16 protein-coding genes and 6 tRNA genes are annotated in these 17384 nt (G+C 51.0%); all 22 read right to left on the minus strand.

Annotated features, from left to right (window positions below):
• Positions 1-6: 6 nt before the first annotated feature.
• The gene (locus ACFOLF_RS16635) at positions 7-1752 is read right to left on the minus strand and encodes a tetratricopeptide repeat protein (protein ID WP_210045087.1); all 1746 of its coding nucleotides are present in this window, start codon (positions 1750-1752) and stop codon (positions 7-9) included.
• Positions 1753-2019: 267 nt separating this feature from the next.
• Positions 2020-2970, minus strand: a complete 951-nt coding sequence (locus ACFOLF_RS16640) for a ribose-phosphate diphosphokinase (RefSeq protein WP_210045088.1) — start codon at positions 2968-2970, stop codon at positions 2020-2022.
• A 189-nt stretch (positions 2971-3159) separates the two neighbouring features.
• The gene (hisJ, locus tag ACFOLF_RS16645) at positions 3160-3966 is read right to left on the minus strand and encodes a histidinol-phosphatase HisJ (protein ID WP_210045089.1); all 807 of its coding nucleotides are present in this window, start codon (positions 3964-3966) and stop codon (positions 3160-3162) included.
• Positions 3967-4024: 58 nt separating this feature from the next.
• Positions 4025-4711, minus strand: coding sequence for a bifunctional phosphoribosyl-AMP cyclohydrolase/phosphoribosyl-ATP diphosphatase HisIE (gene hisIE / locus ACFOLF_RS16650; protein WP_210045090.1), 687 nt, complete (start codon positions 4709-4711; stop codon positions 4025-4027).
• The gene (hisF, locus tag ACFOLF_RS16655) at positions 4708-5466 is read right to left on the minus strand and encodes an imidazole glycerol phosphate synthase subunit HisF (protein ID WP_210045091.1); all 759 of its coding nucleotides are present in this window, start codon (positions 5464-5466) and stop codon (positions 4708-4710) included. Before hisF ends, hisIE begins: the two co-directional genes overlap by 4 nt.
• A gap of 188 nt (positions 5467-5654) precedes the next feature.
• On the minus strand, positions 5655-6278 hold the full coding sequence (gene hisH, locus ACFOLF_RS16660) for an imidazole glycerol phosphate synthase subunit HisH (protein WP_210045092.1): 624 nt from the start codon (positions 6276-6278) through the stop codon (positions 5655-5657).
• Complete coding sequence (hisB, locus tag ACFOLF_RS16665; protein ID WP_210045093.1) at positions 6279-6878, minus strand: imidazoleglycerol-phosphate dehydratase HisB; 600 nt, start codon at positions 6876-6878, stop codon at positions 6279-6281.
• Between the two features lie 80 nt (positions 6879-6958).
• Entirely contained in the window at positions 6959-8245 is a 1287-nt protein-coding gene (gene hisD / locus ACFOLF_RS16670; protein ID WP_210045094.1) for a histidinol dehydrogenase, read from the minus strand.
• A gap of 152 nt (positions 8246-8397) precedes the next feature.
• On the minus strand, positions 8398-9012 hold the full coding sequence (gene hisG, locus ACFOLF_RS16675) for an ATP phosphoribosyltransferase (protein ID WP_210045111.1): 615 nt from the start codon (positions 9010-9012) through the stop codon (positions 8398-8400).
• A gap of 83 nt (positions 9013-9095) precedes the next feature.
• Positions 9096-10325 (minus strand): ATP phosphoribosyltransferase regulatory subunit, encoded by a 1230-nt coding sequence (locus ACFOLF_RS16680; protein ID WP_210045095.1) that lies wholly within the window; start codon positions 10323-10325, stop codon positions 9096-9098.
• Between the two features lie 186 nt (positions 10326-10511).
• A complete protein-coding gene (locus ACFOLF_RS16685; protein WP_379113789.1) occupies positions 10512-10946 on the minus strand; it encodes an acyltransferase in 435 nt (144 codons plus the stop codon).
• A gap of 56 nt (positions 10947-11002) precedes the next feature.
• Positions 11003-11662, minus strand: coding sequence for a pyrophosphatase PpaX (gene ppaX, locus ACFOLF_RS16690; protein WP_210045097.1), 660 nt, complete (start codon positions 11660-11662; stop codon positions 11003-11005).
• A 9-nt stretch (positions 11663-11671) separates the two neighbouring features.
• Positions 11672-12730, minus strand: a complete 1059-nt coding sequence (lgt, locus tag ACFOLF_RS16695) for a prolipoprotein diacylglyceryl transferase (protein WP_210045098.1) — start codon at positions 12728-12730, stop codon at positions 11672-11674.
• An 18-nt stretch (positions 12731-12748) separates the two neighbouring features.
• The gene (gene hprK, locus ACFOLF_RS16700; protein WP_210045099.1) at positions 12749-13687 is read right to left on the minus strand and encodes an HPr(Ser) kinase/phosphatase; all 939 of its coding nucleotides are present in this window, start codon (positions 13685-13687) and stop codon (positions 12749-12751) included.
• Between the two features lie 299 nt (positions 13688-13986).
• On the minus strand, positions 13987-15108 hold the full coding sequence (locus ACFOLF_RS16705) for an ABC transporter ATP-binding protein (protein ID WP_210045100.1): 1122 nt from the start codon (positions 15106-15108) through the stop codon (positions 13987-13989).
• 94 nt (positions 15109-15202) lie between these two features.
• Positions 15203-16345, minus strand: a complete 1143-nt coding sequence (locus ACFOLF_RS16710) for a PucR family transcriptional regulator (RefSeq protein ID WP_210045101.1) — start codon at positions 16343-16345, stop codon at positions 15203-15205.
• A gap of 343 nt (positions 16346-16688) precedes the next feature.
• Positions 16689-16764 (minus strand) — tRNA-Lys (locus ACFOLF_RS16715).
• A gap of 15 nt (positions 16765-16779) precedes the next feature.
• Positions 16780-16865 (minus strand) — tRNA-Tyr (locus ACFOLF_RS16720).
• Positions 16866-16900: 35 nt separating this feature from the next.
• Positions 16901-16976, minus strand: a tRNA-Phe gene (locus ACFOLF_RS16725).
• A 57-nt stretch (positions 16977-17033) separates the two neighbouring features.
• Positions 17034-17110: transfer RNA gene (locus ACFOLF_RS16730), tRNA-Asp, on the minus strand.
• Positions 17111-17124: 14 nt separating this feature from the next.
• A tRNA-Val gene (locus ACFOLF_RS16735) sits at positions 17125-17200 on the minus strand.
• Between the two features lie 10 nt (positions 17201-17210).
• Positions 17211-17287: transfer RNA gene (locus ACFOLF_RS16740), tRNA-Met, on the minus strand.
• Positions 17288-17384: the final 97 nt, after the last annotated feature.

The raw sequence follows: 17384 nt of genomic DNA on the forward strand, positions 1-17384 counted from the left end.
ATGTTCTTATTCTTGGTGATCTGCAGTTAAAGCGGGAAAAATCATTTTCATTTTTTCCTTGATACCGCATACTTCATCAATGCGTTTGGCGCATTTGCTTACGGTCGCAATGGACGTTCCATAACGCTGGGAAACCTCATGGTACGAAATCGCCCGCCGGTGCATTTTGGCAGTTAAATATTCCAATGCGGCTGCCCAGCCCTCGACCTTGCCGAGCTTGGGCACGTCCGGATAAACGCGTGACAGAAATTCAATCCAGAGTGTCAGCAGATCATGCTGCTGCACCAGATCATAGTGCTTTTTCATACGGACAAGCGCAGCTTCAAGCACAGCCTGCCACTTATCCTCCCAGACCGGAAGACGGGAAGGCATGCGGCTGTGTTCAATAACCGTATCTTCCCCTTCCAGTATCGCATGGAGGGAATCATGGACGCCAATGGACCGAAGTACAAAGATCGCGATTCTTTTCAGATAATCCTCTTCCTGCGGCTCTATTATAAATTCACGCAGCGCATCTTTAACCTCATTGTCTGCAATTAAACCAAGCGCCTGAATGACTTGAAGCTTCGTATGCCGATCACCGTGGCGCAGCGCCCAGAAGAATGAGGACCGTACGAGCGGATCCCGCTTCAGATGATCAGGAATTGCGTCGGTTGACTTCTCCCAGAGCTTGAACTGCTCCTCGAAAGGCAGGTGATAATGGTAGTTGATGGGGGCAGGATGCTTCCCTGCACGCACACTGGCAAGCTGCTCCAGATAATAGCCGGGAACATTGGATGTCGGATCCATTTTGCCAGCCTGCAGCCACAAACGCTCTGCCTCAGCGAATCTGCCTATATTGCTTGAGGCAACAGCCGTGTAATGATACAAGCAGGCATCCGATTGCAGCGAGCTGTCCTTGAGCAGCCTCGTGAAATGCCGATAGGCTTCCCCATGCTCGCCAAGTATGCCCATCGTTGTCGCCAGTTTAAACACATGCTCTTCATGAAAAGGCACCGTCTTGCCCAGCAGCTCGACGAGAGGCTTCAATTGAACCTGATCGTTGGAATGCTGATAAAAAATCGCCAGATTGCACAGCGCATGCAGATTGCCCGGCTCAATTTCCAGAACGTCTCCGATCGTCGCAAGCGCCTTGTCGAACAACCCCATATAATAGTAAGCCAACGCCAGATTGTTGCGTGCAGCCAGAAAGTTCGCGTTCTTCTCCACGATGCTCTCTAGCAGCCTCACCGCTTCTACAAACTTGCCTTCCTCCAGTAGCGAGCGTGCCTGATCATGCTCGTAGACACCCTCTCGCGCCTTGATAAAGGCAAGCTTGGTGGGCCGCTCCAGCTCATAATGAAGCAGCTCCATCATCTCTTCGGATTCTTCGAGGAACTGTCCTTCCTCGTCCCCTTCCAGATAACGGACCAGCGCTTCCTCTGCCGCTTCATACATCTCCATATTGGCAAAATTATTCGCCATATAAAAATGGCATTCCGTCATTTCGGGATCCATCTCCTCCACGATCATACGGAGGATATCGTTAGACCCTTCATAATTGCCCATTTCAGACAAAATGCCAGCCATATTGCAATGGTTAACCGGATTATCCGGTTCGTATTCGACCGCACGCCGGAAATACTTCAGTGCCTTGTCATAATGATAACGATCCAGCGAGCGTACAGCTCGCTCGAAGAAGAACGTAGCATCCCATTGAATCGGTATAACTTTCGTTTTGTTATTCACGGCCGCACGTTTCTTTTCTTTCATCCGCAAGGCACCTCCCCGGTACTTCAAAGTTTCTACGATTATACCATAGCGCGGCCTATCCATACACGAAAGAAATGTGGCAAAATCGCGGACTGCCCGCACTGACAACTAACCGCTTCCAATAAAAGGGCGATTAATAGGAGTGGGGAGCACACGCGATTCAGGGGTAGGTGCTGCCGGATAAGGCAGTCATATATAGAGCAATTTGCGATCAGCCAGAAGAAAGAGCTCTTCTATTATCCCGCAAAAAGCGCTGTTTGCCAAAAGCTACACGCCCGCGTTTTTGAACAAGGTGCTGATCGAGCCGCCTTGCGTAATGATACGGGTTGCTTCTGCAAGCATTGGCGCAACCGACAGCAATGTGAACCGGTCGGAGCGATTGTCAGGCAGAGCGATGGAATCCGTCACGATGACTTCTTTAATATTGGGATGATCCAATCTCTGGAGGGCAGGCCCGGAGAATAACGGATGCGTAGCGCATACGTATACATCTTCTGCACCGCGTTCCTTGAGGCTTTCCACAACATTGACGATCGTCGTTCCGGTATCAATCAAATCCTCAATAATAATCGGCGTCTGACCTTCAACATCCCCGATAACATGGGTAATGATGGATTCATTATGCGTGGGACGTTTCTTGATCATAATCGCAAAAGGCGAATCCAGATAATTAGCCAGCTTCTCAGCGGTGGAGGCCCGTCCGGCATCAGGCGATACGACAACCGGATTCTTGATATCCTTGCCCTTCAGATAGTCACTGATCAGGTCAAGCGCAGTCAGATGGTCAACCGGGATATTGAAGAAGCCCTGGATGGCCGGCGCATGCAGATCGATGGTGATAACGCGATTGGCCCCGACGGTCGTCAAAACATCCGCAAGCATTTTGGCCGAAATCGGTTCACGCGGTGCGGCTTTCCGCTCCTGGCGCGCATAACCGTAATAAGGCACGATGATGTTGACGGTTCGCGCGGAAGCGCGTTTGGCAGCATCGATCATGACAAGCAATTCGACAAAATGATCATTGATAGGATGAGAAAAAGACTGCACGATGAAGACGTCGCAATTGCGGATCGTTTCTTCATAATGGACATAGATCTCGCCGCTTTTGAAACGGGACAATTTGACTTTACCGAGGTGCAGACCAAGCTCCTCGCTGATCCGTTCGGTAAGCTTCGGGTTCGAGGAACCCGAGAAAATACGCAGCTTGTCGCTAAACATGATACCCTCCTGAGCGATTAAACTACTGAATTTGCATCTGCCTGATGCATCATTCATTCATACGTTTCTGTAGTTCGACAAGTTTCATTATACATGGAAACGGCAATAATTCAAAAACAAGAAGAAACTTCCCGCCGTTTTGTTGCGGCGGATTAGTTTCTTCCCTCAGACCTTATAGATATTAATTTCTTATATTTGGATCATATGCCTTTTTCGGCCATCAAAGGTCGCTAATTGCGTAATCCCGCACTCTTTCAACAACGCCCGCGCATCGTCCAAATATTGGCCAAGCCGCTCCGGTTGATGGGCATCGGAGCCAAGCGTAATGGGGATCCCCAAATCGCGAGCCCGCTCAAGCATCCGGCGGCTCGGAAACATCTCTTGAGCAGGTGTCCGAAGACCAGAAGCATTCAGCTCAAGCGCGCCATCATAGCGCTTAACGGCCTCCAAAGCAGCATCCTCAAGATGAGTGACACTGCTATCCGGCTGATAGCCGAAGCGCTTGATAACATCGATATGCCCGATATAGTCATACAGCCTGGAGGCCGCGGCTTTTCCGATTGCGTCATAATACTGCTCGTATACGGCAAGGCGGTCACGGCCTTCCCAGCCTTGTGTCTGGCGGAAATCGGTAATATCCCAAGTGCCCAGAAAGTGGACCGAGCCAATCACATAATCCCATGGATAGGCAGTCGTTATGGCTTCAATCTGTTCTTCCCAGCCTTCGATATAGTCGCCTTCGAGACCGATGCGAAGATCAATTTGACCTTTATATTTGGATTTCAGCTCGAAGCATTCCTCCACATAACGCGGCAGCTCATCCATCGGCATCGCCATCTCCGGCAAATAGGTCGCCGGGTCGACGTGAATTAACGGCATGTGGTCGGAAAGCCCAAGCTGGTCCAGCCCGATCTCGATCCCCTTGCGCACGTATTCCTCCAGCGTACCGACGGCATGTCCGCATCTTTCATGGTGGGTATGGTAGTCAATCCGCATAAAGAGGTTCACCGCCTTCTTTAGTCTTGAATGCTGCAGCCGCCCGCCTAGAAAAATGTTACGAGGATTGCTTCGATTTATTGTGACGGTGCCCCAGCTCTCTCATAACATCATCCAGCGGCATGCCGCGTTCGCGCAGCAGCACCATCAAGTGAAATATAAGATCGCTGGTCTCACAGCGCAGCTCGTCATTATCTTTATTTTTGGCCGCGATGATCACTTCCGCCGTTTCCTCGCCGACCTTCTTCAGAATCTTGTCGACGCCCTTCTCGAACAGATAAGTCGTATAGGCCCCTTCCGGACGCTCCGCGTAACGCTGAGCAATAACGGCCTCCAGCTGGTTCAGCATGGCAAAACGGTCACCGGTCGGTTCCACTTCGATTGCGTCAGCCCCGGAAATTCCCTCCACTTCATTATAGAAGCAGCTGTAACGGCCGGTATGGCAAGCCACGCCTTTTTGTTCCACTCGGACAAGAAGCGTATCGCCGTCACAATCGTAATGCATCGAGACAATGCGCTGGGTATGCCCGCTCGTTGCCCCTTTGTGCCAGAGCTCACCGCGTGAGCGGCTCCAGAACCAGGTTTCTCCCGACTCCGCTGTTTTTGCCAGCGATTCCCGGTTCATGTAGGCCATCATCAGCACTTCCTTGCTGATGGCATCCTGTATGATTGCCGGCACCAGGCCGTCATCATTCCACTTGATTTGTTCCGCTGCCGCCTCTATTCCCTTATTGCTGCTGCTCATCGAACTTCGACTCCTTTTTGCCGCAAATCATCCTTCACATCGCGGATCGTCATCTCTTTGTAATGAAAAATAGTCGCCGCCAGCCCAGCATCGGCGTGTCCCTGCTCAAACACATCATAGAAATGCTCCACCCGGCCTGCGCCCCCGGAGGCGATGATCGGAATGCCCAGCGTATCTGACACGGCCTGCGTCAGCTTAAGGTCAAATCCATCCTTCGTGCCGTCCGCATCCATACTCGTCAGAAGAATTTCTCCCGCGCCGAGCAGCTCAACCTCCTTCGCCCAGGCCAAAGCCTTCATCCCGGTTGCATTTCGTCCGCCATGCGTATAGACTTCCCATTCTCCCCATTCCGGATTGAATTTCGCATCTATTGCTACAACAATGCATTGAGAACCGAATTTACGCGCACCATCCTTGACGAGGGCGGGGTTTTTGACAGCCGCAGTATTAATGCCAATTTTATCAGCTCCTGCGCGAAGCAGACGTTTCATATCGTCGACATGGGCAATTCCGCCGCCAACCGTGAATGGAATGGTAATTTCACCGGCTGTTCGCTTGACCACTTCCACCATCGTGGCCCTTCCTTCATAAGAGGCCGAGATATCGAGAAATATCAGCTCGTCGGCTCCCTCTTTATCGTAGGTCGCCGCAAGCTCTACAGGATCCCCAGCATCGCGCAAATTGACGAAATTGACCCCCTTAACTACCCTGCCATCCTTCACGTCCAAGCAGGGGATAATCCGTTTAGCCAACATACGCCATCCCCCTTTATGTGTACCGATTTGAACTATCGCCGATTAAGCCACCATTAAGCTCGCATTCATTATAATTACACTTCTTGACAGCAAGCTTTTATATTTTTCCCCTCCGGCAAGAAAGTTCAGAACCCGAACTTCCGCTCCTATAAAGCCTGCCGGCTCCATGAATCCATCCGCTATAACCGTTATTGGCGGACCACCTGACGGGACGCAGTCAACGCAAGAAAATTACCCAGCAGCTGCATGCCCAGATCGCCGCTCTTCTCCGGGTGGAACTGCATTCCGTACACATTGTCGCGTCCCACAATGGCGGTCACCGGCTGATGATAATCAGTCGTGGCTAGCAGATCCTCCGCCTGCACTGGTCTGACATGAAAGGAATGCACGAAGTAGACATGTCCCTCCTCCAACCCGCCGAGCAGCGGACTCTCTCGATGAAACGTCAGCTTGTTCCAGCCCATATGCGGAACCTTATAGTCCCCCTGAAAACGAACGACCTTCCCAGGCAACAAGCCGAGCCCTTGATGCTGGCCGTACTCTTCGCTTTCGGTGAACAAGAGCTGCATGCCCAGGCAAATACCTAGCAGAGGCTTGCCTGAAGTCGCATAGAACTTGACGACATCCTCAAGCTTCGTATTCTGCAAATTCTGCATGGCATCGCCAAAAGCCCCGACGCCCGGCAAAATCGCACCATCCGCCTCCATTATCTCTTTCATGTCCGCCGTGACCAGCACCTCATAGCCAAGACGCTCCACCGCTTTGCTGACGCTGTGCAAATTGCCCATGCCGTAATCGATGACAGCAATCATCTACAGCACTCCTTTCGTTGAAGGGACTCCTTGCACCCGTGGATCAATGCTTGTTGCTTCATCAAGCGCACGGCCGAGCGCCTTGAAAACAGCTTCAATCATATGGTGGGTATTCACGCCGTAATGAGCAATAACATGCAGGGTCATCCTCGCTTCAAGGGCCAGCTTCCACAGAAACTCATGGACCAGCTCCACCTGAAAACTCCCGACCTGGGCGGAAGGATACTGAGCCCGATATTCAAAATGCGGACGGTTGCTCAGATCAATGACCACCTGCGCCAACGCTTCGTCCATAGGAACGAAAACAGAGGCGTAACGCTTGATGCCGCGTTTATCGCCCAATGCTTCGTGAATGGTTTGGCCAAGACATATGCCGATGTCCTCCACCGTATGATGATCATCAATATCGACATCGCCGCGCGCCTCGACATTCAAATCAAAGTGGCCATGCTTCGTAAACAGATCCAGCATATGATTCAGAAACGGCACATCCGTTTCGATCTTTGCCTGTCCGCTGCCATCAACAGCAAACGCCAGCTTAATATCCGTTTCGTTCGTTTTCCGCGCCACATCGGCTGCGCGAATGACATGATCCGCCATAAGAGATGCCCTTCTTTCGCTCTCGAGGATAATAATTACATAGATACTTTACTTGCCTATATACCTAATACCACAGCTGCTTATTCCCGTTCCTGCTCCAGACGGATCTCAATGGCTCTGGCATGCGCTTCCAGACCTTCATGCCGCGCAAGCGTCATAATTTTATCCGCATTGGCCAGCAGCGCGTCCTTACTGTAATAAATCAGGCTCGACTTCTTGACAAAATCGTCGACGTTCACAGGCGATGAGAATCTTGCCGTCCCGTTGGTGGGCAGAATATGATTCGGTCCCGCAAAATAATCCCCGACCGGCTCCGAGCTGTAGGGGCCAAGGAAAATCGCCCCGGCATTCTCGATGCGGCCAAGCAGCGCCATCGGCTCCGCCACCATAATCTCCAAATGCTCCGGCGCCATCCGGTTGATTACCGCAATTGCTTCTGCGATAGAGTCCGCCAGCAGCACCGCCCCGTGGCTGTCGATTGATTGGCGGGCAATGCTTTGCCGAGGCAGGCTTGCCAGTTGGCGCTCAACCTCTGCGGAAACAGCCTCTGCCAGTGTCTTGGAGGTCGTGACCAGAATGGCGGATGCCATCTCATCATGCTCGGCCTGCGAGAGCAGGTCGGCTGCCACATAAGCAGGGTTAGCCGTATCATCGGCCAATACAACGATCTCGCTGGGTCCGGCGATGCTGTCGATATCTACAGCGCCGAAGACGGCCCGCTTGGCCAGTGCCACATAGATATTGCCTGGCCCGCATATTTTGTCCACAGGCTGAATACTTGCCGTTCCGTAAGCAAGCGCGGCTATGGCCTGCGCCCCGCCGACGCGGTACATTTCCTTGACGCCAGCCTCGGCAGCCGCTACCAGAATATAAGGATCGATGCCCGATTTTCCGCCGGTTGCCGGGGGCGTCACCATCACAATCTCCGGTACGCCAGCCACCTGAGCGGGTATGACATTCATAAGCACGGAGGAAGGATATGCTGCCTTCCCGCCAGGGACATAAACCCCTACCCGCCGCAGCGGACGCAGGAGCTGTCCCAGCATCGTCCCATCGGGCTGCACATCCATCCACGATTGGCGCACCTGCTTCTCATGGAAGGAACGGATATTCACGGCCGCCTGCCGAATGGCCGTCAAGAATGCCTCGTCCACAAGGTCGTACGCCGCATGAATTTCTGCTTCCGTCACACGAAGCGACTGCGCGTCCAGCCTGACACGGTCATGCTCCTCCGTATAGCGCAGCAATGCCGCATCTCCCTCAGTCCGGACATCCTCCACGATTTGCCGGACAGTCTCGTTCTGCTCCGGTGTCCCGTATTCCACCTCGCGGGTTAAACCATACTGCTCCGCGCGCAGCATACGCATGACGCATCGCTCCCTTCATCATACTGTCACCTAAACTGTGCAGCGTCTCTTTAGTCCCGCTTGCCGCAGGCTGACTCCAATCCCAAACCCATCGGGGATACCTCGATTCTCCAGCCAACGGCTCTGTGGAACCGGCAATCGTTAGGATTACATCAAGCTTCCGCTTTGGCCGCAATCGTCTGCTGCAGTTTGTCGCACAAGCTCTGGATCGCATCATTCTTCATGCGGTAGCTGACGCGATTGGCAATCAGCCGGCTTGTAATGCCGAAGATCGTTTCCATCTCGATAAGACCATTCTCACGCAGTGTCTGACCGGTCTCGACCATATCGACAATCCGGTCGGCAAGACCGATCAGCGGCGCCAGCTCGATGGAGCCGTTCAGCTTGATCACTTCGACCTGCTGCCCGCGCTCACGGAAATACTGCGAGGCTACACTTGGATATTTCGTGGCTACACGCGGATGAATAACCGGCTTCCAATCCGGCAATCCGATAACCGACATGCGGCATTTGGCAATGCCCAGATCGAGCAGCTCATAAACATCCTTGTTTTCCTCCATCAGCACATCCTTGCCGACAATGCCGATGTCCGCCACACCATATTCCACATAAGTCGGCACATCAACCGGTTTGGCCATAATAAACGACATGCCCACCTCGGGCATCTCGATAATCAGCCGCCTCGTATCGTCAAAATCGCTGGGAATGGGAAGACCGGCCTCACGGAAAAGCTTCGACGCCTGCTTGTATATACGTCCCTTTGGCATGGCTACCTTCAACAGATCACCACCAGAGGAGGTCCCTTCGGTCAGGCTCGATGCTCCATTCCACAATCCAACCTGCAAGCTCATCATGCGCGACCTCCTCTTCCGAAAAATGTCAGCAGCCTTGAGAACGTTATACCCTTATACACGATCTCCTGTTTGCTCCCAGCATCAGCGGCTGCAGCAGCAGCCTTCTGAGCGTCCTGATCCATCTTCTCTGTGACAATCACTGCCGAGCCTTCCTCACGCAGACGCTGGGCTTCCAGAAGTGCCTGCTTTCTTCCTGCCGCATCATAACCGATTAATATCCGCTCTGCAGGTCCTGTCGCTGTACTGTCACCGATTAACTCCAGAATGCGCGTCGTCTTTAGCGCAAATCCCGTTGCCGGAGCAGGTCTGCCGAACTGCTGCAGCAGATTGTCATAACGGCCTCCGCTTGCTACCGGTGAACCCAGATCAGCAGCATAGCCCTCGAAGGTCATTCCGGTATAATATTTAAAATCCCCGATCATCGTTAAATCAATGAGCACATGCTCGCAAACACCGTAAGCCTCGAGCACATCCCATATCTCACGCAGATGATGAATCGCTGCCCGGGCTGTCTCATTGGCGCCAAGCTGCAGTGCCTGTTCGCATATCTCCTGACCGCCGCGCAGCCTCAGAATGCCTTCAAGCTCCTTCTGAACCGGCTCAGCCAGCGACAGTGCGAGCAGCCGTTCACGGTAACCGACATAATCGCGCCCCAGCAGGCAGGCCTTCAGCTCTTCCTGGGCTTCTTCCCGTCCTTGGAGCGTTTCCTCGAACAAGCCATTCAGGAAGCCTACATGACCAATCGCGATCTTGAACCGGTCAACTCCCGCCGCTTTTAGAGAAGCGATGGCAAGCGCCACAACTTCCGCATCAGCATCCGCCGATGCGTCACCTACGAGTTCCACTCCAGTTTGGAAAAATTCCGCTTCGCGCCCCGCTTCTTCCTCGATTGCCCGGAACACATTCGAGTGATAAGATAAACGAAGAGGAAACTCGGATTCCTTAAGCAGGGAAGCAACGACCCTGGCGATCGGCGCCGTCATATCCGAACGCAGGACAAGCGTCGTTCCCCGGTTATTCAGCAGCTTGAACAGCTTCTGATCCGAGGTGGAGCTTGCCACGCCCACCGTATCGTAGTATTCCATGGTTGGCGTCATGATCTGCTCATAGCCCCATGCGCTCATACAGGCGAGCACCTGGTTTTCAATTTGCCGCAGTCTGGATACAGCATGCGGCAGGTAATCTTTAACCCCGATCGGCTTCTCAAAACCTTTTGGTTTGGACATGTATATTCACCCACATACGCTTTAGTTTATTAACGTGCTACCAAGTTACCATACTGCCAAAATAAAGTGATTAGACGTAATGATATCACGCTCATTTCCATTCGTCAAGAACTCGAATGGGCGCCTCCTCCAACAAAAAAACGACCTTCAGACTGGAAAGGCCGTTCTTTTCGAATGCCATAACCCTTACTCCGACGGTTTAATTTCCCTTAAAGGATTGCCGCCTACAAAAGCCCCGGCAGCTACATTCTTATGCACCACCGAGCCTGCAGCCACCACAGCGCCATCTCCGATGCTCACCCCTGGCAGTATCGTGGTGTTTGCGCCGATCAGGACATCTGAGCCGATAACCACATCACCCAGTCGATATTCCCGGATCAAATACTCATGTGTCAAAATCGTGGTGTTGTACCCGATAATCGTATTATCTCCGACTTTAATCCGTTCCGGAAAAAAAACATCAACCATCACCATAAGCGCAAAGGCCGTATCGCGCCCGACCTTCATACCCAGTATGTGCCTGTAGATCCAATTCTTCATGGGCAGAGACGGACAATATCGCGTTATCTGTATACATATGAAATTACGCACAGCCTTGAACCGGCTGACTGTATGATACATTTGCCATAAGGCATTCGGCCCTTCAACCGGATAGCGCTCCACGTTCCTCAATTCGACTACAGCTCCAATCCGACGAGCGCGTAGAGATCGCGCATATCATGAATGATGTGACGCGCCCCGCTTTCCGTCAGCATGGCCTCGCCTTTGAGCGACCAGGCAACCCCAACAGAGATGACTCCGGCAGTTTCGGCAGATTGAATATCCACAATACTGTCACCCACCATCATCGTTGTTTCCGGCTGCGCGCCCAAAGCTTCCATTGCCATGAGAACAGGCTCTGGATGAGGCTTGGGATGCGTCACATCATCAATCGTAACAATCGCATGGGGCTGAATGTAATCATACAGGCCTGTGTATCGAAGGCCCCGCTCTGTCGTCAGCCTCATTTTGGTTGTGACGATTCCGATCTGAACACCTGCTTCATGCAGCCTGGCCAATACCTCGTTTACCCCTGGAAATGATTTCACATACTCATCATGCATCCTCAAATTGATCTCACGGTAAGCCGCAATAAGATGAGATACCTCTTCCAGCCCTGAGAATAACTGCATCTGGTCCTGCAGTGGCTGCCCCATACTCGGAATGATATGCTCTCTTCCGAATTGCGGCGGTACGATATCACGCAGCGCGTGCAGAAAAGAATGAATAATCAATTCATTCGTATCCAAAATGGTTCCGTCAAGGTCAAACAAAATGGTTCGTATTTTTAAAGTCATGATCAGCCGTTACCCCTTTATGCCTTCATCCTTGTGCTCCGGTGTATCTTTGCGGTCGGCTTCACGCGGTTCGATTATCGTTTTCTCAGCAATATCCGGAGCCGCTGCTTCTGCATCGGGATCAACGCCGGGTTTTACCCCCGCTGGCAGACCCGTACGACGGTTGATAATAGGATCCGCATACCGCTCGGATGCGGCTCCCGTAACACGACGGATGATAATGATCGCGATCGCAGCGATAATTAACAAAACAGCCAGCAGCTGGGAAATACGGACATCACCATAGGCAGCGTCAAGATTGCCAGGCTCAAACGCAACGGTCATCGGTGACCACAAACCATTCATAATTGAGACCAGCCAAGCCGGTCCGTCAAAAGCCAAGCTGTCCGTTCTCAGACCTTCGATAAAGAAGCGTCCGATGGAATACCAAATGAAATAGGTCATGAGCATCTCCCCGGCCCGCATAAATGCGCGGCGGCGCAGCACGAACAGCAGAATAATCCCAATCAGATTCCATAAGGATTCATACAGGAAGGTCGGATGATGGAAGCCACCGCCTACATTCATTTGATTGACGATCCAATCGGGAAGATGAAGGGTATTGCGGAGTGTACTCTCGTCAACAGGTCCTCCGTAGGCTTCCTGATTGACAAAATTGCCCCAGCGGCCAATAATTTGTCCGGCAATCAGAGAAGGGGCGCAAATATCCAAAATCCGCCATGGGTTGTAGCCTTTATAGCGGAAGTAGAGGATACCGCATATCATGGCGCCAATTAAGGCGCCATAGATGGCAATACCGCCATTCCATATTTTAAACACGTCCAGGAAATTGTCCTTGTACTCGTCCCACTTGAAGGCGACAAAATAAATCCGCGCCCCAATAATCGCAGAGGGAACACCGAGTAAAAGCAGATCCATAAAGAAATCCGGCGACAACCCGTATCTCTTTCCTTCCTGAACAGCCAGCAGCAATCCAACAAGCGCTGCCGTGCCCAGAATAATACCGTACCAATGGACACTAATCGGCCCCAATGAAAAAGCGATTGGATTTAAAAGCAATTCATACATCCACAACGGCTCCTTTTATCAATCAAAATCATCCGAATCGTCAGCAATGGTTTCGGTCAGCTTGTTCGTAAACTGAAGCGCCGCGTTATAGCCCATACGCTTGAGCCTGAAGTTCATCGCGGCCACTTCGATAATAACCGCCAAGTTGCGCCCCGGCCTCACCGGAACGGTTACAAGCGGAACATCGGTATCGATAATGCGCGTCGTTTCTTCATCCAGGCCCAGACGGTCATATTGTTTGTCCGGCTGCCAGTTCTCCAGCTTAATGACCACACTAATCCGCTTCATCGTACGAATCGCACCGGCACCGAACAGGGTCATCACATTAATAATCCCAAGTCCCCTAATCTCAAGTAAATACCGGATCAGCTCTGGGGCACTTCCGTGGAGCTGTCCATCCGATGTCTGTCTGATCTCCACAGCATCATCCGCAACCAGACGATGGCTGCGTTTGACCAGTTCCAGCGCTGTTTCGCTTTTGCCAATGCCGCTGCCCCCGGTGATCAGTATGCCAACTCCATATACGTCAACCAGTACACCATGAATCGTAGCTGATGGCGCAAGCTTGCGTTCCAGAAAGTTTGTAATGCGGCCAATCAGAATGGTGGTCGCAACATGACTTCTCAGTACAGGAATTTGTTTTGCGTTTGACTGTTGAATGAGTTCAAGCGGCGCTTCAAGACCACGAGTTATGATAAAACAAGGCGTCTCATCATCACAAAGCCGCTCTATCCGGTCCATCCGCTCTTCATTGCTGAGCGTGTCCATGAATGCAAGCTCCGTTTTACCCAGAATTTGCACCCGTTCCTTAGGGTAATAATGAAAATAACCAGCCATCTCCAAGCCTGGTCTCGACAAATCATCGACCGTTATGCTGCGGCGCAGACCATCTTCCCCACTGACAATTTCAAGTTGAAATTGTTGGACAAGCTCCGACACCTTAACTTTTTTAGCCATTGTCCGGCCTCCCTAATCGCTTCCCTTGCATCTGCAATTGCTATGTACATTTCCAATGTAATCATCGTATAGGAAATAAGCGCTGAAATCAACGTCTCCCATGATCTTCAAGACATTTTAGTCTGTTTCGTCAATTTCAAACCAGCGCTTCGGTCATTATCGGCCTTGATCAGGCAGGCTATTTCCGCTGCTGGCGTCGTTCAATCACAGCTTCACCGCGCATTGCGGCGCAGTCAGGGACAAACAAAAAAACAACCGCCCCTCGCAGGACGGTTGTTCGAAAGGCTAAACGTCTTATCTTATACTTCAAACAGGTTCAATTCAGTTTCTTTATCAAACACATGAACTTTGTTCATATCAAGCGCAAGCTTCACGTTCATGCCTTCTTTCAAGCCTGAACGACCATCTACGCGAGCGATAATGGTGTCTTTACCAATTCCGTTCAGGTACAGGTACATTTCATGACCCAAGTTCTCGGAAACCTCGATATGAGCGTTTACGATAGAATTTGGCGATGCTTCCAGGAATACCGGCTCTTCATGGATATCTTCCGGACGAATACCAAGAATGATATCTTTGCCAATGAAGTTTTTGTCGCGCAGCAATTTGGCTTTGCCTTCCGGAATGATAACATCAACACCCGTTGTTTTGAAAAGAACGGCTCCGTTTTGCTCTGTCAGCGCGCCTGTGATGAAGTTCATCGAAGGAGCTCCCATGAAACCGGCCACAAACAGGTTTACAGGGTTGTTATACAAGCCTTCTGGCGAATCCGCTTGCTGAATGATACCGTCTTTCATAACAACGATACGGTCACCCATCGTCATGGCTTCGATTTGGTCATGTGTTACATAGATGCAAGTGGTTTCAAGACGTTTAACCAGTTTGCTGATTTCCGCGCGCATTTGGCCACGAAGTTTAGCATCCAAGTTGGAAAGCGGCTCATCCATCAAGAAGACTTGCGGTTCACGAACGATTGCACGGCCGAGCGCGACACGTTGACGTTGTCCACCGGACAATGCTTTTGGTTTACGCTCAAGCAGATGCTCGATATCAAGAATTTTAGCGGCTTCACGAACACGTTTCTCAATATCCGCTTTTTTGAATTTACGAAGTTTAAGGCCGAAGGCCATGTTTTGATATACGTTCATATGTGGGTACAAAGCGTAAGATTGGAATACCATCGCGATATCGCGGTCTTTAGGAGCGACATCGTTTACAAGACGTTCGCCGATAAACAATTTACCTTCGGAAATCTCTTCCAGGCCAGCGATCATACGAAGCGTGGTCGATTTACCGCAACCGGACGGACCTACAAGAACAAGAAACTCCTTGTCTTTAATGTCAAGGTTAAAGTCCTTAACCGAAGCAAGATCAGTACCAGCGTATTTTTTGTAAATATGTTCTAAGCGTACACCTGCCATTTGTATTTCCCCCTAAACGGATATTGTTCATCACTACTATATACATCTTATATCAGCACAGGCTATATGACTATGCACATACTTTACAAAAAACTCACTTTCTTTTCGTCACTTTGTACAATAGTAATATGATTTTCACCAATACCGCATCCCGGAACAAACGCACATCCAGTTCTGTTTCCTGTTTCAGCTTGTCCAACCGGTAAAGCAGTGTGTTTCGATGGATATATAGTTTTTTTGCCGTTTCGCTGACATTGCAGTCCAGGGAGAAGAACGTTTCCAACGTTGTCAAAATCTCCGTCTCCAGAAAAAAATCGGTCCGCTTCAGCGCCTGTTCCACAAACTTGGCCCGCTGAGCCTCAGGAATTGTATTCAGCAGTCTTTCCAAATGCAGAAGCCATGGCAGATGAATATTCGAGCCCACATGGAACGCTCGGCCCAGATGAACAGTCTCACGCAGCAGCGCAGTCGTGGCCACTATCGAATTTGCCGGAGATATTGGCGGTGCAACCGCCAGGTGACATTCCCCCAGCCATTCGCTGGCCAGCATCTCATGCAGCCCGGATGCAATCGGTTCCAGGCTTTCTTCGACCGATTCCTCCGCTTCCTCGTCACGCTCCTCTGACTGCGCATCGCGAATCAGCGAGATAGGTCCCAGTACCAGCCATTCCTGTTCCTTTAAAGGTATCAACATCATATCCTCGGCCAAAAACGTACGCAGCAGCTTCTCCAGATCAATATAGCTTGTCCTGCCGACATCTACCTGTTCCGACACGAGAAGGAAAGGAATCATATTAGAGAACAACCGGCCTCTTGCCATTAGTCTGTCGGGTATCGATACCTGGGATTCGCTGGTTTCCAACTGCTCCACAATCCAGGCACCCAACTCACGCGCATAACGCTCCGACTCCGTCACGCCTTCGAAATTTTTCACGTTTGAGGAACGAATCTGCGTTAATGTCCATCCAATCAGCTTCATTTCCTTATCCGAGAGCTTTGCGCGTTCTACTTCAATATAATCGACATACTCGGAATCACTGCCAAGGGCAAACCATAAAGGCCCTTTGGAAACAACCATATAATCTCCAGGAGTAACCGCACCGGCTGAACAAAAAAAACTCAGAGCGCTTTCACTTTCATCGACATGCGCTTTCCATTGCTGCACAGGTAGCTGGAGTTGGCGCACCGGGCAATCGAGTATCGTTTGCAACTGCTCGATCCATTTTGCTTCACTCATCGGCTGGCCCCTATCCGTAGAACGCTCACTGCGTCCTTTTTTTAAAATATAAGAAAGTATAGATTTCAACCTACACGTTGCTTATATTTTTGAGGGAAGAAACTTGCTGTGCAGCCAAAAGACGTTGACAGCCGTTTCTTCTTGAAATCCAAAATATAGTTGCGGTCAAAGCTACAAACAACTACGGACAACAAAACATAAGACAGCTTGCTTCTGCGTCATTGTATCATACATCCCACAGGATTTCAGCTTCATGCATAGCTGGTGGCGCCTAACAAAAAAATCCATGGACATCTTGTCCATGGATTCTGATATATGCTGTTCATCATCAAAAGTGTAGAAATGGTGAGCCATGAAGGACTCGAACCTTCGACACCCTGATTAAAAGTCAGGTGCTCTACCAACTGAGCTAATGGCTCTTGCAGAATAAGGAATGGTGGAGGGCGATGGGTTCGAACCACCGAACTCGTAAGAGAGCAGATTTACAGTCTGCCGCGTTTAGCCACTTCGCTAGCCCTCCACGTCATAAAACAAAAGCAAGTCTGTACTGAAAAATGGTGGCTCGGGACGGAATCGAACCGCCGACACGAGGATTTTCAGTCCTCTGCTCTACCGACTGAGCTACCGAGCCACGTTTATTTTGGGTTCCCTAAAAGTAAAAACAAGCTCTTTACATTATTGGGATGAATGGCGGAGCTGACGGGATTCGAACCCGCGGTCTCCTGCGTGACAGGCAGGCATGTTGGGCCACTACACCACAGCTCCGTATGTAACATTCATGGTGGAGGCTGACGGGATCGAACCGCCGACCCTCTGCTTGTAAGGCAGATGCTCTCCCAGCTGAGCTAAGCCTCCATAATAGGTGTGGTAGCGGCGGAGGGAGTCGAACCCACGACCTCACGGGTATGAACCGTACGCTCTAGCCAGCTGAGCTACACCGCCACACAAAATGCCCCAAAACTGCTTGTCCTTTACAACGACTGGGGTCAGCCGGCAAAGTCAGGAACTCGACAAATTAAAAAAATGTCGTGTGTATAAA

It is taken from the genome of Paenibacillus sepulcri (genome assembly GCF_042647105.1).
GTDB lineage: Bacteria > Bacillota > Bacilli > Paenibacillales > Paenibacillaceae > Paenibacillus_Z > Paenibacillus_Z sepulcri.

Bases quoted from the DNA above. Each gene is read 5' to 3' on its own strand.
- hisB (WP_210045093.1), bottom strand. From the start codon at position 6,878: ATGGCGGATCATGTCATTCGCGCAGCCGATGTGGCGCGGAAAACGAAC.
- hisH (WP_210045092.1), bottom strand. From the start codon at position 6,278: ATGATTGCTGTCATCGATTACGGCATGGGCAATTTGCACAGCGTCAGC.
- ACFOLF_RS16680 (WP_210045095.1), bottom strand. From the start codon at position 10,325: ATGTCCAAACCAAAAGGTTTTGAGAAGCCGATCGGGGTTAAAGATTAC.
- hisF (WP_210045091.1), bottom strand. From the start codon at position 5,466: ATGTTGGCTAAACGGATTATCCCCTGCTTGGACGTGAAGGATGGCAGG.
- ACFOLF_RS16710 (WP_210045101.1), bottom strand. From the start codon at position 16,345: ATGAGTGAAGCAAAATGGATCGAGCAGTTGCAAACGATACTCGATTGC.
- lgt (WP_210045098.1), bottom strand. From the start codon at position 12,730: ATGTATGAATTGCTTTTAAATCCAATCGCTTTTTCATTGGGGCCGATT.
- hisD (WP_210045094.1), bottom strand. From the start codon at position 8,245: ATGCGTATGCTGCGCGCGGAGCAGTATGGTTTAACCCGCGAGGTGGAA.
- ppaX (WP_210045097.1), bottom strand. From the start codon at position 11,662: ATGACTTTAAAAATACGAACCATTTTGTTTGACCTTGACGGAACCATT.
- ACFOLF_RS16685 (WP_379113789.1), bottom strand. From the start codon at position 10,946: ATGTATCATACAGTCAGCCGGTTCAAGGCTGTGCGTAATTTCATATGT.
- ACFOLF_RS16635 (WP_210045087.1), bottom strand. From the start codon at position 1,752: ATGAAAGAAAAGAAACGTGCGGCCGTGAATAACAAAACGAAAGTTATA.
- hisG (WP_210045111.1), bottom strand. From the start codon at position 9,012: ATGCCAAAGGGACGTATATACAAGCAGGCGTCGAAGCTTTTCCGTGAG.
- hisIE (WP_210045090.1), bottom strand. From the start codon at position 4,711: ATGAGCAGCAGCAATAAGGGAATAGAGGCGGCAGCGGAACAAATCAAG.
- hisJ (WP_210045089.1), bottom strand. From the start codon at position 3,966: ATGCGGATTGACTACCATACCCACCATGAAAGATGCGGACATGCCGTC.
- ACFOLF_RS16640 (WP_210045088.1), bottom strand. From the start codon at position 2,970: ATGTTTAGCGACAAGCTGCGTATTTTCTCGGGTTCCTCGAACCCGAAG.
- ACFOLF_RS16705 (WP_210045100.1), bottom strand. From the start codon at position 15,108: ATGGCAGGTGTACGCTTAGAACATATTTACAAAAAATACGCTGGTACT.
- hprK (WP_210045099.1), bottom strand. From the start codon at position 13,687: ATGGCTAAAAAAGTTAAGGTGTCGGAGCTTGTCCAACAATTTCAACTT.